The sequence below is a fragment of the Pseudomonas entomophila genome (assembly GCF_018417595.1).
In the GTDB taxonomy this organism is placed as follows: Bacteria; Pseudomonadota; Gammaproteobacteria; order Pseudomonadales; family Pseudomonadaceae; genus Aquipseudomonas; species Aquipseudomonas entomophila_C.
In genome coordinates this window covers 1,731,917-1,745,856 of sequence record NZ_CP070982.1, presented here as the reverse complement: position 1 = coordinate 1,745,856, position 13,940 = coordinate 1,731,917, and the positions used below count along the sequence as shown (strand labels likewise).

The window sequence follows — 13,940 nt, the reverse complement described above, 5'->3', positions numbered from 1 at the left end:
AGCCGCCAGATGCAGAATCTGCGCCAGAGTCAGCCGCCAATCACTTTCATCACCATCACATCGCCGGAAAACGCCATGTCCTGCTTGTCCGCCAGGGCCTTGACCAGCAAACGTTGCAGGGCTGGCAACGCTTGGTGGCGAGGCTTGTCGAGCAAGTCGCCGACGAAGTGACGGTTACTCGACGACAGGCAACCATGCAACCAACCGGTGGACGACAGGCGCAGGCGCGAGCAGGCACGGCAGAACGGCACGCTCTCGTTGGCGATCACACCGAAATGCCCCTTGCCGGGAATGTAATAGCGCAAGGCCGTCGCATCGACCGGTCGGGGTGCCTGCTCGTAGCGGTGGAATTGCCCGATCACCCCCAGCAATTGCTCAAGGCTCACGAACTGCTGCAGGAAGGCATTACCGTCACGTGCCAGGTGCCCCATGCGCATCAGCTCGATGAAACGCAACTCGTAGCCGCGCTCAAGGCAGTAGTCGAGCAACGGCAACACCTGGTCGAGGTTCTGCCCACGCATGGGCACCATGTTGACCTTGATCGCCATGCCTGCGGCACTGGCCTGCTCCATGCCAGCCAACACGCTGGCCAGGTCGCCGCCACGGGCGATGCTGCGGAAAGCGCCTGGATCGAGGGTGTCGAGGGAAACATTGAGCCGGCGAATACCGGCCTCGTTCAGCAATGGCAATTTGCGCGACAACAGCTGGCCATTGGTCGTCAGGCTGATACCCTCCAGGCCCAAACCGGCCACCGCCTTGAGAAACGCCTCCAACCGTGGGCTGATCAGCGGCTCGCCGCCAGTGATGCGCAAATGCTCGATACCCGCCGCCTCGACCAGGTAGGCCACGCCCCGGGCCAAGGCATCCGCCGTGAGCTCGTCCTGCGCCGCCACCAGGCGCTTGCCATCGGGCACGCAATACGTGCAGGCATAGTTGCAGGCAGCAGTCAGGCTGACGCGCAGGTTGCGAAAGCGCCTGCCTTGACGATCGACGATCATGGATGACTCCGGCATGGAAGATTCTGGCGGGCAAAACCTGACTCAAAAATCAGGTTTTTGCAAGCTTTCCAGGCGAAGCTTGGATAGGCGATGCCCACCGAGCAACAGTGGGCATCCAAGGAGAGGCTTTAGCTCGCGGATTCGGGATCGCGCTTGCGCTTGTTGCCCATGCGCACGCCGATATCCATCAGGAACTGGAAGAAGCCTTCCTGATCCTCGAGCACGTTGCTCCAGAACGGCGAGTGGTACAGCGCGACAGCGCCATGAACCAGCGCCCAGGCAGCGCAATAATGGAAATACGGCGGCACGTCCTCAAGCTTGCCTTCGCTGATCCGGCCCTTGATCAACTGCGTCAGCCGATCAAAGTTGGAGGCGCGAATGCTGTGCAACTGCTCGACCATTTCGGGCACCTGGTTGCCCTTGACCACCTTTTCTTCCAGGCGGTCGAACAACCGGTAACGCTGCGGATCGCGCATGCGGAACTCGAAGTAGGCGCGCGACAGGGCTTCCTTGTCGCGGTCGACGTCTGCCGAATGCAACAACTCGTTCAGATCGCGCTCGTAGTCGAGCATCAGGCGCAGGTAGATCTCCGCCTTGGACTTGAAGTGCTTGTAGATCGTGCCTTTGCCGATGCCCACGGCGTCGGCGATCATCTCGACGGTGACACTGTCTTCACCTTGTTCGAGAAACAGCTTGAGCGCGGTGTCGAGGATCTCTTGCTCACGACGACGAAACTCACGGACCTTACGAGGTTCTTTCTGCATAGGAAGGACTGGGATGACAATCGAAGCGGTTTATTATGCCTAAGTGGCGGCAAATTGCACGGATCTTCCAACCATGTCTATGTTTCTTGATGAGTTCGACCAGGCGCCGGGGCTGTGCTACCTGAACCACGCCGCCATCGCCCCGTGGCCGCGCCGAGCCAGCGAGGCCGTCGCACGCTTCGCCCGCGACAACGTGCGCCTGGGGGCCCGCGAATATCCGGCCTGGCTCGCCACCGAGCGGCGCTTGCGCGAGCGCCTGGCACGCCTGCTCAACGCCCCGACCACCGGTGACATCGCCCTGGTTGGCAATACCTCCCAGGCCCTGTCGCTGGTCGCCTTCGGCCTGGATTGGCAGCCCGGTGACCAGGTGATCATCAGTAACGAGGAGTTCCCTTCCAACCGCGTGGTCTGGCAGGCCCTGGCCGAGCGCGGCGTCGAAGTGCTGGAGGTGAGCCTGGCCGGTGAAACCCCCGAGGCTGCGTTGCTGAACGCCTGCGGCCCGCGCGCGCGCTTGCTGGCCATCAGTGCCGTGCAGTTCGGCAGCGGCCTGCGGCTGGACCTGACGCGCCTCGGTGAAGGTTGTCGCAGCCGTGGCGTGCTGTTCTGCGTGGATGCGATCCAGCATATCGGCGCCCTGCCCTTCGATGTGCAGCGCTACCAGTGCGACTTCGCCATGGCCGATGGCCACAAGTGGATGCTCGGCCCCGAGGGGCTGGCGGCGTTCTACTGCCGTGGAGACCTGCGCAAGCAGCTCAAGCTGAACGCCTATGGCTGGCACATGCTCGAACACCTGGGCGATTTCGAGCGCCGCGACTGGCAGCCGGCCCGCAGCGCCAGGCGCTTCGAGCCCGGCAGCCCGAACATGCTAGGCGCCTGTGTACTGGAGGCCAGCTTGTCACTGCTGGAGGAAGTAGGCATGGCCGTGGTCACCGAACAACTGGCACTGCGCGTGGAGCAGTTGCACGAAGGGCTCGCGGCCCTGCCCGGTGTGCGAATACACAGTCCGAGTGACCCCGGGCGACGGGCGGGCATTGTCACATTCAGCCTGGCGGGCCACGCCAATGCCGACATTTATCGAGCGCTCAGCGCTGATGGGGTGATTTGCGCGGTACGCGGCCCAGGTGTGCGTTTTTCCCCACACTTCTATACCGATCAACGCCTGATCGACGAAGCATTGCGCCAGGTCCGCCACATTGCAATGCAATGAATGCGCTATGGAATCAAGACGTATTCCAAATCTGTTTAAAAAACGATCAGCGTACGCTGGCAGCGCGCCAATCCTGGCCAATACTTGAAGTGTTGGCGCGGCGCATCCCCCCCAAGTGGCGCGCCGATAAAGGTGCCCAGGGACCGTGTGCCTTTGTTTTACTCCTAATGGTCTTAACCCGGATTCCCCCCCCAGAACCCGGGTTTTTTTTGCCCGGGTCGAGGGCGCGGGTGCTTGCCAATGGTTTTCTCGCGCGCTTCAGGTCGAGCGCCGCGCGGGCGGCGCTCGATCTCAACAACGACACCAGTTTCGAGCCATGCACAAGCACTCCACCTCAGGCCACTCGAGCCAACGGGAACAGGCGCTTGAAGTTGCCGGTGGTCTGCTCGGCCAACTGTTCGTAGCTCACCCCGCGCAACGACGCCACATACTCGGCCACTTCCCGCACGTATTGCGGCAGGTTCGGCTTGCCACGGTGCGGAATCGGCGCCAGGTACGGCGAGTCGGTCTCCACCAGCAAGCGGTCGACCGGTACCTGCCTGGCCACATCGCGCAGTGCATCGGCATTGCGGAAGGTAACGATGCCCGACAGCGAGATGTAGTAGCCCAGGTCCAGCGCCGCCTTGGCCATGTCCCAGTCCTCGGTGAAACAGTGCAGCACCCCGGCCTGGGGCAGGCTCGCCTCGCGCAGCAGCGCCAGGGTGTCGGCGCGCGCCGCACGGGTGTGCACGATCACCGGCTTACCGGTCTGGCGCGAGGCCTCCAGGTGCAGGCGGAACGAGGCCTGCTGCAACTCGGCGGCCTCCGGCTCGTAGTGATAGTCCAGCCCAGTCTCGCCAATGGCCACCACATGCGGGTGGGCAAGCTCGCGCAACAGCCACTCCAAGGCCGGCGTCTCGCCCGGCGCCAGGTCGAGCGGATGCACGCCCACCGAGCAGTCCACGTCGGCGTAGCGCTCGCTGAGCGCCTTCACCGCGCCGGCGTTCTCGGCGCTTACGCCGATGCACAGGAAATGCCCCACCCCACGCTCGCGCGCCGCTTGCAGTGCGGCATCGAGGGAGCCCTGGTGGGCGCTCAGGTCAAGACGGTCGAGGTGGCAATGGGAATCTACGAGCATGGCAACAGACACACATGAATTGAACGTTGGAATCAGCGCATGCCCGGCAGCTGCACCCAGCGGGCGAGCAAGGCTTCGAGCAGCAGCACACGGTTGAGGTTGGCCTTGCCCAGGACTTTCTGGCGCTGCTCGAGGATCCACGCCTGGATCTCCAGCACCTTGTTTTGGCGGCTCTTTTGCGCCAGGTATTGCAGCACCTTGCGCATGTCAGCCAAGCCTAACCCTTCTTCGTCCTGGGTCAATTGGTAGCGCAGGATAAGGTGCGACCAGTCGCAGAACCAATCGAACAGCAGCAGCAAGGGTACTGCATTCCAGGCCTCGGCCAACTGGCTGGGGGATTGCTGCTGCTTGAGCAGCTTCTTCACCCCCTCGGTGACCAGTGCGCGCTGTTCACGCACGCCTTGTGCCTGCAAGCTGACGGCCATCAGCGGCGAGCCGGCGGCAAGGGTGAGCAACTCCTCGCGCTCCTCCTCGCTGTTGTCGGCCAGGGCGCCGGCCAGCCAGGCGCGGCTTTGGGCAAGGCTGGGTTGAGGGCAGGCAACCTGCTGGCAGCGACTCTTGATGGTCGGCAACAACCGGCTGGGCTGATGGCTGACCAGCAGTAGCACGGTATCGCCCGAGGGCTCTTCAAGACTCTTTAGCAAGGCGTTGGAAGCGTTGATGTTCATCGCCTCGACCGGCTCGATCAGCACCACCTTGCGCCCGCCTTGCTGGGCTGTCTGGACCACGAACGAAACCAGCTCGCGCACCTGGTCGATCTTGATCGGCTTGTCGGCCTCTTCGGGCTCCAGCACGAAATTGTCCGGGTGGCTGCCCGCCTTGAGCAACAGGCACGCCTTGCATTGCCCGCAGGCATCCAGCCCTTGTGGCTGCTGGCACAACAGACGCGCCATCAGCCGTTCAGCGAGGGCGCGCTTGCCGATGCCCTGGGGCCCGTGCAGCAGGTAGGCGTGAGCGTGCTGGGCACGGCCGGCCAACTGCTGCCAGAGCGCCTGCTGCCAGGGGTAGGCTTCAGCCACGGCAGCGCTCCAGGATGCCCGGCAGCAGCGCGTCGATGGCACGCTGGACGGCCTCCAGCGGTTGCGCGGCGTCCAACAGGCTATAGCGTTGCGGCTGCTGGCCGGCACGCTGCAGGTAGGCTTGGCGCACCGCTTCGAAGAAGGCCTGGCCTTCCTGCTCGAAACGGTCGAGGCGACCGCGGGCCGCGGCACGGGCCAGGCCGACTTCCACTGGCAGGTCGAACACCAGGGTCAGGTCCGGGCGCAACTCGCCCTGGACAAAGGATTCGAGGATGGCGATACGCGCCACCGGCAGGCCACGCCCCCCGCCCTGGTAGGCGTAGGTAGCGTCGGTGAAGCGGTCGCACAGCACCACCGCGCCACGCGCCAGGGCCGGGCGGATGACCTGCGCCAGGTGCTGGGCGCGGGCCGCAAACATCAACAGCAGTTCGGTGTCGACCGCCATGGTTTCTTCGCTGGGTGCCAGCAGCAGTTCGCGGATACGCTCGGCCAGCGGCGTGCCCCCAGGCTCGCGGGTCATGACCACGTCGACACCCTGCTCGCGCAGGCGCGCCGCCAGGTATTCGCGATTGGTGCTCTTGCCCGCGCCTTCGGGGCCTTCCAGGGTGATAAACAAACCGCTCACAGGCGTTCCTTACTGTTTGTCGGGTGCTGGCGCATCGGCCGGCACGGATTGATCGGCAGAAGCTGCGGGTTCGTCCGCGGGCGCCGACTCCACGCCCTCTGGCTCGGGCGCCATCGACTCGCTCGCGGGTGGCTGGCCTTGCGGCGCGGGGCTGGAACGGTAGTCCGCACGGCGCTTGAGCTGGAACTCACGCACCGCGCTGTTATGGTCGTCCAGATCATCGGAGAACACATGGCTGCCGTCGCCACGGGCGACGAAGTACAGGCTGCTGCCGTCACTCGGGTTCAGCGCGGCATGGATTGCCTCGCGACCGACCATGGCGATCGGTGTCGGTGGCAGCCCGGTCATGGTGTAGGTGTTGTAGGGGGTCGGCTCGCGCAGGTCGGCACGGGTGATCTTGCCGTTGTAGCGTTCGCCCATGCCGTAGATTACCGTCGGGTCGGTCTGCAGCATCATGCCCAGGCGCATGCGGCGCACGAACACGCCGGCAATCTGCCCGCGCTCCTGGGGAATACCGGTCTCCTTCTCCACCAGCGAGGCCATGATCAGCGCCTGGTAGGGGTCACGGTACGGCAGGTCGGTGGTGCGCTCGGCCCACTCCTTGGCCAGCACTTCATCCAGGCGCATGTAAGCCTGCTGCAGCAGCTCGACATCGCTCATGCCGCGCACGAAGCGGTAGGTGTCGGGGAAGAAACGGCCTTCGGGGAACACACCCGTATGGCCGAGCTTGTCCATCACTTCCGAGTCGGACAGGCCATCGAGGGTGTGCTTGATCTTTTCATGCCTGGCCACTGCGGCGCGCACCTGGCGGAAGGTCCAACCTTCGACCAGGGTCAGGTTGTACTGCACCACATCGCCACGCTGCCAGGCATCGAACAACTGCCCCACCGTCATGCCGGGGTTCAACCGGTATTCACCCGTATGCAGCGCCGTGCCGGCCATATTGAAGCGCCAGTACAGGCGCAGCCATACCGCATCGTCGAGCAGGCCTTCGGACTGCATGCGATAGAACATGCGATTGGGTGTGGTGCCGCTGGGCACTTCGAGCAGGCGTTCCTGCTCCACTTGCAGGGGCTGCTCCAGCACCGAGCCAACCTTCCAGGCAGCCCAACCAAAGGCCAGGCCGGCGAGGATCAGGCTCATCTCCAGCAGCAGCAGGAATTTGCGTCTCACTAATCAGGTATCCAGTAACGTACGGGCAACGGCCTGCAGTTTACGGGTGAGCGGCCCCGCCGGCCAGTTCAGTACTGCGAATTCACGCACCGGCCAGACACCGTAGACGCTGTTGCAGACAAACACTTCGTCGGCCTGCTGCAGGTCTTCCAGTACAAGGTCGCGAACGACTACCGGGATACCCAGCAGCACGGCTTGCTCCAGCAATACGGCACGCATCACCCCAGCCACGCCGCAACGACCGAGATCGGCGGTCAGCAGCACGCCATCGCGCACCAGGAACAAGTTGCTGTACACGCCTTCGACCAGCCGCCCCTGCACATCACGCATCAACCCCTCGGCGTACGTGCTGTCCTGCCATTCGGCGCGGGCCAGGACCTGTTCGAGGCGATTGAGGTGTTTGAGACCGGCCAGCAGCGGTTGTTCCGCAAGACGGGTCTGGCAGGGGAACAGGCGAATACCGGAATCGGCGTTGCCTTGCGGATAAGCGGGCAAAGGGCTGCTCTGCAGCAAGCGCCGGGCAGGAGAGCCGGCTGCCGGAGCATAGCCGCGCTGGCTATCGCCGCGGGTCAGAATGAGTTTGCTCACCCCCTCCCCCAGCTGACTGGCGTAGCGCACCAGCTCGTCACGCACCACGGCCAGGTCCACCTCGATCGCCAGACGCTGGCAACCCAGCGCCAGGCGGTCGAGGTGTTGCGCCAGCAGGCTGGGCCTGCCGCCGCGCACGGCTATGGTCTCGAACAGGCCATCACCGTAGGCCAGCCCACGGTTCTGCAGGTTGACCGCAGTCGCTGGCTGGCCGTCGATCCAGCTGTGCATCAGTCGGCGAACCGGCGAAACACCAGCGAACCGTTGGTTCCGCCAAAGCCGAAGGAGTTGGACAGCACCACATCGATCGGCATGCTGCGCGCCTGGTGGGGCACGAAGTCCAGATCGCAGCCTTCATCCGGCTCATCCAGGTTGATGGTGGGCGGCGCCATCTGGCTGTTGATGGCCAACACGCTGAAGATCGCCTCCACCGCACCGGCGGCACCCAACAGGTGACCGGTCATCGACTTGGTCGAACTGACCGCCAGCTTGTAGGCATGCTCGCCGAACACACGCTTGATCGCTGCTACTTCAGCTACGTCGCCTGCGGGTGTCGAGGTGCCGTGGGCGTTGATATAGCTGACTTCCTCCGGCTTGATACCGGCATCGCGCAGGGCGTTGGCCATGCAGCGGGCGGCACCTTCGCCGGAGTCGGGTGGCGAGGTCATGTGGTAGGCGTCACCGCTCATGCCGAAACCGACCAGCTCCGCGTAGATGGTCGCGCCACGGGCCTTGGCGTGCTCCAGTTCTTCGAGCACCAGGGCACCGGCACCGTCGGACAGCACGAAACCATCACGGCCCTTGTCCCACGGACGGCTGGCGCGGGCCGGCTCGTCATTGCGGGTCGACAGCGCGCGCGATGCACCGAAACCGCCCATGCCCAGGCCGCAAGCGGCCATCTCGGCGCCACCGGCGATCATCACGTCCGCTTCGCCGTAAGCGATGTTGCGCGCGGCCATGCCGATGCAATGGGTGCCGGTGGTGCACGCGGTGGCAATAGCGTAGTTCGGCCCCTGCAGCCCCAGGTGGATCGACAGGAAACCGGAAATCATGTTGATGATCGAACCCGGCACGAAGAACGGCGAGATCCGCCGCGGGCCTTGCTCATGCAGGGTACGGCTGGTCTCTTCGATGTTCGTCAGGCCGCCGATGCCCGAGCCCATGGCCACGCCAATGCGCTCGCGGTTGGCGTCGGTGACTTCCAGGCCGGCGTTGCGCACCGCCTGGAAACCGGCCGCCAGGCCGTACTGAATGAACAGATCGAGCTTGCGGGCCTCTTTGGCCGACAAGTACTGCTCGACCTCGAAGCCTTTCACCGAGCCGCCAAAACGGGTGGAGTAGGCAGACAGGTCCGTATGCTCGATCGGACCGATGCCACTGCGGCCAGCCAGAATGCCTTGCCAGGTGCTTGGTACATCGGTACCCAGTGGCGACAGCATACCCATACCGGTGACCACGACGCGTCTACGCGACACAGTACTCTCCTCTTTTCAAATAACAGAGTCTCTTGCCAGTGCACTTGCCATGGCGAATGGAATGGCAGCAAACCCCGAATCTCGCAAAGAAAAAACCGCACGCCGGCAAAGGCAGTGCGGTTTTTCTCGACAAGATGCGTCGACTACAGCGTCTTAGCCCTGGTGGCTGTTGACGTAGTCGATAGCGGCTTGAACGGTAGTGATCTTCTCGGCTTCTTCGTCAGGGATTTCGGTCTCGAATTCCTCTTCCAGAGCCATCACCAGCTCAACGGTGTCAAGCGAGTCGGCACCCAGGTCATCGACGAAGGAAGATTCGTTCTTGACTTCCTCTTCCTTGACGCCCAGTTGCTCGGCGACGATTTTCTTGACGCGTTCTTCGATGGTGCTCATACCTAGTTTTCACTCCTAATGGACATATGTCAGGCAGCTGGCCGGTGACCAAGTTTATAGGAAGACGCCTGCTTTTCAAGCTTGACGCGCCTTCTACCAGGTCGCCCGGCCCGCTGTCCGGAATCTGGTTGCAGCTTTATAACGGATTTTAGGCTTCGAGTATGACTCTTTTTTGAAGCAATCCGTCACATTGAGTTGCAGATATTACATGTACATCCCGCCATTCACCGGCACGGTTGCGCCGGTAACGTAGGCTGCGCCTTCGGACGCCAGGAAGGATACCACCTTCGCGATTTCCTCGGCTTGGCCCAGACGGCCCAGCGGAATATCTTTTTGCAGGGCCTCGCGCTGCGCTTCTGGCAGCTCGCGGGTCATGTCGGTGTCGATGAAGCCCGGCGTCACCGAGTTGACGGTGATATTGCGCGAGCCCACTTCACGGGCCAGGGCGCGGCTGAAGCCCTCCAGGCCGGCCTTGGCGGCGGCATAGTTGGCCTGGCCGGCGTTGCCCATGGCACCCACCACCGAACCGATGCTGATGATACGACCCCAACGGGCCTTGGTCATGCCGCGCAGCACGCCCTTGGACAGGCGGTAGAGGCTGTTGAGGTTGGTATCGATCACGTCGAACCACTCGTCGTCTTTCATGCGCAGCATGAGGTTGTCACGGGTGATGCCGGCGTTGTTGACCAGAATCGCCGGCGCGCCGAACTGCTCACCGATGGCGCTCAGCACCGCGTCGACGGACTCGGCGCTGGTCACGTTCAGCTCCATGCCGGTACCGGTGATGCCGTGCTCTTTCAGGGTGGCGGCGATGCGCTCGGCACCGGATGCCGAAGTGGCGGTACCGATCACGGTCGCGCCCTGGCGACCGAGTTCGAGGGCGATGGCCTGGCCGATGCCACGGCTGGCGCCGGTAACCAGTGCAACTTTACCTTGCAGGCTCATGCAAGCGTCTCCAGATTCAGGCCAGCGCCGCGCGGGTGGCGGCGACGGCGTCAGGGGTATTGAGGTTGTAGGTGGTCACGCCGTCGGCGCAACGCTTGTTCAGGCCAGCCAGGACCTTGCCGGGGCCACACTCGACCAGGTTGACCGCACCGTTGGCAGCCAGGGTCTGCACGCACTCCACCCAGCGTACCGGCTGGTACAGCTGCGCCAGCAGGTCCTGCTTGAGCGCATCGAGGTCAGCGGCGATGGCGGCGCTGACGTTCTGCACCACGGGGATCTGCGGGGCCTTCCAGTCGATGGCGTTGACGAACTCGGCGAAGCGCTCGGCAGCCGGCTTCATCAGGGCGCAATGCGACGGCACGCTGACCGCCAGCGGCAGGGCGCGCTTGGCACCGGCCTCCTTGCACAGCGCCATGGCGCGATCCACCGCAGCCTTGTTACCAGCGATGACCACCTGGCCCGGCGAGTTGAAGTTCACCGCGCTGACCACTTCATCTTCAGCGGCCTTGGCACAAATCTCGACCACGACAGCGTCGTCCAGGCCCAGGATGGCGGCCATGGCACCATGGCCGGCCGGCACGGCTTCCTGCATCAGCTGGCCACGACGCTCGACCAGGCGAACGGCATCCTTGAGCGACAGGCTGCCAGCGGCGACCAGGGCGCTGTATTCACCCAGGCTGTGACCGGCGACGAAGGCCGGCTGCGCGCCACCCTCTTGCAGCCACAGGCGCCACAGGGCAATGGAGGCAGTGAGGATCGCCGGCTGGGTCTTGTCGGTTTGGTTGAGTTGTTCTTCAGGACCTTCCTGGACCAGTTTCCACAGGTCATAGCCCAGAGCCTCGGAAGCTTCCTTGAAGGTCTCGACGATTACCGGCTTTTCAGCGCCGAGCTCGGCGAGCATGCCCAGCGACTGGGAACCTTGACCGGGAAAGACGAATGCGAGGGATGCAGACATTGAACAAGCCCTTATGATCTTGTCGTCGGATGGGGTGCGCCGGGCCTTGGGCCGGGCGCGCAATCTGAATGCTTGGATGGAGCGACGGACCAAGCGGTCACATTTAAGCACTTCATGGGCGATATGCCTAAGGCCTTTGCGCCGACCCCATCGCGGATGAATCCGCTCCTACGGGTGCGTGCAGGAGCGGATTCATCCGCGATGGGGCCATCCAGGCATCAAGGCAGCAGATCCTCGAGCCGCCCATGCAAACGTTGCGGCAGGTTCTCCTGGATCTCGATCAAGGCCCGCTGGATGGCACTCTGCAAGCCTTGAACACCCGCCGAACCATGGCTCTTGATGACGATCCCCTGCAACCCGAGAAAGCTTGCGCCATTATGCCGCGCGGGCGCCAGGTCGGCCTGCAACCGCCTGAGCAGCGGCATGGCCATGGCACCCGCGGCGCGCGCCAGCACACCTCCCCGGAACAACGCCTCGATACGCGCCCCGATCATGGTGGCCAGGCCTTCACTGGACTTGAGCAGGATATTGCCGACGAAGCCATCGCAGACCACCACGTCAGCCTCACCCCGATACAAGCCATCACCCTCGACGAAACCGATGTAGTTAAGGCCCCGGGCATTCTGCAAAAGGCTGGCGGCGAGCTTGACCTGCTGGTTGCCCTTGATGTCTTCGGTGCCAATATTGAGCAGCGCCACCCGCGGCCGGTGAACGCCCAGGGCCTGGGCGGCCACCGAGCCCATCACGGCAAACTGGTAGAGGTTTTCGGCACTGCAATCGACATTGGCCCCAAGATCGAGCAACTGGCAGTAGCCAGCCTGGGTAGGAATGGCCGCGACCATCGCTGGTCGATCGATACCCGGCAAGGTTTTGAGCACAAGGCGCGACAAGGCCATGAGCGCGCCGGTATTGCCCGCGCTCACACAGGCCTGGGCCTTGCCATCACGGACCAGTTCGAGGGCGACGCGCATCGACGAGTCCGGCTTGCCCCGCAACGCTTGCGACGGCCGCTCGTCCATGCCGATCACCTCGCTGGCCGCAACAATTTGCAGGCGCGCGCGATCCGCAACTGATTGATTGCTGACGAGATCTTCAAGGAGAGAGGGTTGACCGACGAGGGTCAGGTGCAGCGAGGGAGTAGCCGAAAGGCAGGCAATGCTAGCCTGGACAATGTTGCGGGGACCGAAGTCCCCGCCCATTGCGTCGATCGCGATGATCTGAGCGGACAAGGATTACTCGTCAGCGCCCTTGTCGATCACTTTGCGACCACGGTATACGCCTTCTGGCGAAACGTGGTGACGCAGGTGTACTTCACCGGTGGTTTTCTCTACCGACAGCGCGTTTTCCGACAGGGCGTCGTGCGAACGGCGCATGTCACGGGCAGAGCGGGATTTTTTGTTCTGCTGAACAGCCATAATTGATTAACTCCTAAACGTTTGGGTCACGCTTTAACTGCGCCAAAACACTGAACGGGTTGGACCGCGATACCTCGTCCTTGCTCGGCTCGGGCTCATCTGCGCCCGCCGGCTGCTGGCATTCTTCCGGATGATGAGCAGGTACGATGGGGAGAGCGAGCAGCAACTCTTCCTCGATCAGCGCCTGCAGATCCAAAGGATCTTCGCCCAGTTCCAGCACGTCATAGCCTTTCGGCAACGACTGGGTATTTGCACCCTCCTTCACCACGGCGTATGTACATTCGCTGTGGACGGGAAGGGTGACCAGCTCAAGACAACGCTGGCAAACCATTTTGACCGCGACATCGAGCTCGCTGTGGATAACCACAACGTGCTGCTCGTCTCGCTCAAAATCGAACTTCGCCTGCACCGTACCGACAGTGTCGGAAAGCGGGTCGCAGAGTCTTTCCAAATCAGCAAGTTGCAGCGAACCCTCGAGGGTTACACCACGATCAGCCAATTTGCGCGGGTCAACGTGAGATGGAATCTGGTCATTCAACATAGGCGCAGCATTCTAGGGATGCACCCCCTCCCTGTCAAAGGAAATTCGGCACATCACGCATGTTAGAATTCGGGGTAATTGACCAGGAGTCTACCATGCTTCCCTTGTTACTGGCTTCCAGCTCCCCCTACCGCCGCGAACTGCTCGCTCGCCTGCGCCTGCCTTTTACCTGGGCAAGCCCCGACCTAGACGAGCAACGCCTGGATGACGAACCCGCCGTCGACCTGGTGCGACGCCTGGCGCGACAAAAAGCCGAGGCACTGGCTGGCAGCCACCCCGATCACTTGATCATCGGCTCCGACCAGGTAGCCGTGCTCGGAGAGCAGATCCTCGGCAAGCCGCACACCTTCGAACGCGCGTGCGAGCAGCTGCTGGCCGCCAGCGGGCAGCACGTCACCTTCCTCACCGGACTGGCGCTGCTCAACACCGCCACCAGGCAATGCCAGGTCGATTGCGTGCCGTTTACCGTGGTATTGCGCGAATTGACCAGGGAACAAGTGGAGCGCTACGTGACAGCCGAGCAGCCGCTCGACTGCGCCGGAAGCTTCAAGGCCGAGGGGCTGGGGGTGAGCCTGTTCCAGAGCACCCATGGCTGCGACGCCACGAGCCTGATCGGGCTGCCATTGATCCGGCTGGTGGACATGCTGCACAAGGAAGGCATGCAGGCGCCTTGACCCTGTTCGCCGGCAAGCCGCCCCTACAACAGGCAGGGGCCGGCCTGCCGGCGA

16 protein-coding genes are annotated in these 13,940 nt (G+C 63.3%); 2 read left to right on the top strand and 14 right to left on the bottom strand.

The features are described 5' to 3' along the window. Nucleotides 1-29: 29 nt before the first annotated feature. Together JYG34_RS07760 and JYG34_RS07755 are read right to left on the bottom strand one after the other, a co-directional pair. Nucleotides 30-998: a GTP 3',8-cyclase MoaA gene (locus tag JYG34_RS07760; protein ID WP_213660166.1), complete on the bottom strand. Its 969-nt coding sequence runs from the start codon at nucleotides 996-998 to the stop codon at nucleotides 30-32. A gap of 128 nt (nucleotides 999-1,126) precedes the next feature. After that, nucleotides 1,127-1,762, bottom strand: coding sequence for a TetR/AcrR family transcriptional regulator (locus tag JYG34_RS07755; protein WP_213660165.1), 636 nt, complete (start codon nucleotides 1,760-1,762; stop codon nucleotides 1,127-1,129). Nucleotides 1,763-1,835: 73 nt separating this feature from the next. Here JYG34_RS07755 and JYG34_RS07750 point away from each other — a divergent pair, with 73 nt between their 5' ends. Next, a complete protein-coding gene (locus tag JYG34_RS07750) occupies nucleotides 1,836-2,969 on the top strand; it encodes an aminotransferase class V-fold PLP-dependent enzyme (protein WP_213660164.1) in 1,134 nt (377 codons plus the stop codon). A gap of 334 nt (nucleotides 2,970-3,303) precedes the next feature. On the opposite strand, the gene JYG34_RS07745 is transcribed toward JYG34_RS07750, so the two are convergent. The 12 genes from JYG34_RS07745 to JYG34_RS07690 form a co-directional block, all read right to left on the bottom strand. Continuing rightward, entirely contained in the window at nucleotides 3,304-4,086 is a 783-nt protein-coding gene (locus JYG34_RS07745; RefSeq protein ID WP_213660163.1) for a TatD family hydrolase, read from the bottom strand. 32 nt (nucleotides 4,087-4,118) lie between these two features. Beyond that, a complete protein-coding gene (locus JYG34_RS07740; protein ID WP_213660162.1) occupies nucleotides 4,119-5,105 on the bottom strand; it encodes a DNA polymerase III subunit delta' in 987 nt (328 codons plus the stop codon). Then, nucleotides 5,098-5,730 carry a dTMP kinase gene (tmk, locus tag JYG34_RS07735; protein WP_213660161.1) on the bottom strand — a complete coding sequence of 211 codons (633 nt, stop codon included), beginning with the start codon at nucleotides 5,728-5,730 and terminating at the stop codon, nucleotides 5,098-5,100. Before tmk ends, JYG34_RS07740 begins: the two co-directional genes overlap by 8 nt. 9 nt (nucleotides 5,731-5,739) lie before the next feature. Beyond that, entirely contained in the window at nucleotides 5,740-6,903 is a 1,164-nt protein-coding gene (gene mltG, locus JYG34_RS07730; protein WP_213660160.1) for an endolytic transglycosylase MltG, read from the bottom strand. Between the two features lie 3 nt (nucleotides 6,904-6,906). Beyond that, nucleotides 6,907-7,722, bottom strand: coding sequence for an aminodeoxychorismate lyase (gene pabC, locus JYG34_RS07725; RefSeq protein WP_213660159.1), 816 nt, complete (start codon nucleotides 7,720-7,722; stop codon nucleotides 6,907-6,909). Next, nucleotides 7,722-8,966 carry a beta-ketoacyl-ACP synthase II gene (fabF, locus tag JYG34_RS07720; RefSeq protein WP_011532888.1) on the bottom strand — a complete coding sequence of 415 codons (1,245 nt, stop codon included), beginning with the start codon at nucleotides 8,964-8,966 and terminating at the stop codon, nucleotides 7,722-7,724. The genes pabC and fabF overlap by 1 nt, the downstream gene beginning before the upstream one ends. Nucleotides 8,967-9,119: 153 nt before the next feature. Continuing rightward, the gene (gene acpP, locus JYG34_RS07715; protein ID WP_213660158.1) at nucleotides 9,120-9,356 is read right to left on the bottom strand and encodes an acyl carrier protein; all 237 of its coding nucleotides are present in this window, start codon (nucleotides 9,354-9,356) and stop codon (nucleotides 9,120-9,122) included. Nucleotides 9,357-9,560: 204 nt separating this feature from the next. Continuing rightward, entirely contained in the window at nucleotides 9,561-10,301 is a 741-nt protein-coding gene (fabG, locus tag JYG34_RS07710) for a 3-oxoacyl-ACP reductase FabG (RefSeq protein WP_213660157.1), read from the bottom strand. 16 nt (nucleotides 10,302-10,317) lie between these two features. Further along, nucleotides 10,318-11,256 carry an ACP S-malonyltransferase gene (fabD, locus tag JYG34_RS07705; protein ID WP_213660156.1) on the bottom strand — a complete coding sequence of 313 codons (939 nt, stop codon included), beginning with the start codon at nucleotides 11,254-11,256 and terminating at the stop codon, nucleotides 10,318-10,320. 218 nt (nucleotides 11,257-11,474) lie between these two features. Continuing rightward, nucleotides 11,475-12,485: a phosphate acyltransferase PlsX gene (gene plsX, locus JYG34_RS07700; protein ID WP_277463633.1), complete on the bottom strand. Its 1,011-nt coding sequence runs from the start codon at nucleotides 12,483-12,485 to the stop codon at nucleotides 11,475-11,477. A 3-nt stretch (nucleotides 12,486-12,488) separates the two neighbouring features. After that, nucleotides 12,489-12,671 carry a 50S ribosomal protein L32 gene (rpmF, locus tag JYG34_RS07695; RefSeq protein WP_010223221.1) on the bottom strand — a complete coding sequence of 61 codons (183 nt, stop codon included), beginning with the start codon at nucleotides 12,669-12,671 and terminating at the stop codon, nucleotides 12,489-12,491. Nucleotides 12,672-12,684: 13 nt separating this feature from the next. Beyond that, nucleotides 12,685-13,212 (bottom strand): YceD family protein, encoded by a 528-nt coding sequence (locus JYG34_RS07690; RefSeq protein WP_011532883.1) that lies wholly within the window; start codon nucleotides 13,210-13,212, stop codon nucleotides 12,685-12,687. Between the two features lie 95 nt (nucleotides 13,213-13,307). Between JYG34_RS07690 and JYG34_RS07685 the strand changes: the two genes are divergently transcribed. Then, the gene (locus tag JYG34_RS07685) at nucleotides 13,308-13,886 is read left to right on the top strand and encodes a Maf family protein (RefSeq protein ID WP_213660155.1); all 579 of its coding nucleotides are present in this window, start codon (nucleotides 13,308-13,310) and stop codon (nucleotides 13,884-13,886) included. The last annotated feature ends 54 nt before the right edge of the window (nucleotides 13,887-13,940 follow it).

Excerpts from the sequence above, each read along its gene's own strand:
- fabD (WP_213660156.1), bottom strand. The coding sequence starts at position 11,256 with ATGTCTGCATCCCTCGCATTCGTCTTTCCCGGTCAAGGTTCCCAGTCG.
- acpP (WP_213660158.1), bottom strand. The coding sequence starts at position 9,356 with ATGAGCACCATCGAAGAACGCGTCAAGAAAATCGTCGCCGAGCAACTG.
- JYG34_RS07755 (WP_213660165.1), bottom strand. The coding sequence starts at position 1,762 with ATGCAGAAAGAACCTCGTAAGGTCCGTGAGTTTCGTCGTCGTGAGCAA.
- fabG (WP_213660157.1), bottom strand. The coding sequence starts at position 10,301 with ATGAGCCTGCAAGGTAAAGTTGCACTGGTTACCGGCGCCAGCCGTGGC.
- JYG34_RS07690 (WP_011532883.1), bottom strand. The coding sequence starts at position 13,212 with ATGTTGAATGACCAGATTCCATCTCACGTTGACCCGCGCAAATTGGCT.
- JYG34_RS07745 (WP_213660163.1), bottom strand. The coding sequence starts at position 4,086 with ATGCTCGTAGATTCCCATTGCCACCTCGACCGTCTTGACCTGAGCGCC.
- JYG34_RS07685 (WP_213660155.1), top strand. The coding sequence starts at position 13,308 with ATGCTTCCCTTGTTACTGGCTTCCAGCTCCCCCTACCGCCGCGAACTG.
- JYG34_RS07760 (WP_213660166.1), bottom strand. The coding sequence starts at position 998 with ATGATCGTCGATCGTCAAGGCAGGCGCTTTCGCAACCTGCGCGTCAGC.
- pabC (WP_213660159.1), bottom strand. The coding sequence starts at position 7,722 with ATGCACAGCTGGATCGACGGCCAGCCAGCGACTGCGGTCAACCTGCAG.
- rpmF (WP_010223221.1), bottom strand. The coding sequence starts at position 12,671 with ATGGCTGTTCAGCAGAACAAAAAATCCCGCTCTGCCCGTGACATGCGC.
- JYG34_RS07750 (WP_213660164.1), top strand. The coding sequence starts at position 1,836 with ATGTCTATGTTTCTTGATGAGTTCGACCAGGCGCCGGGGCTGTGCTAC.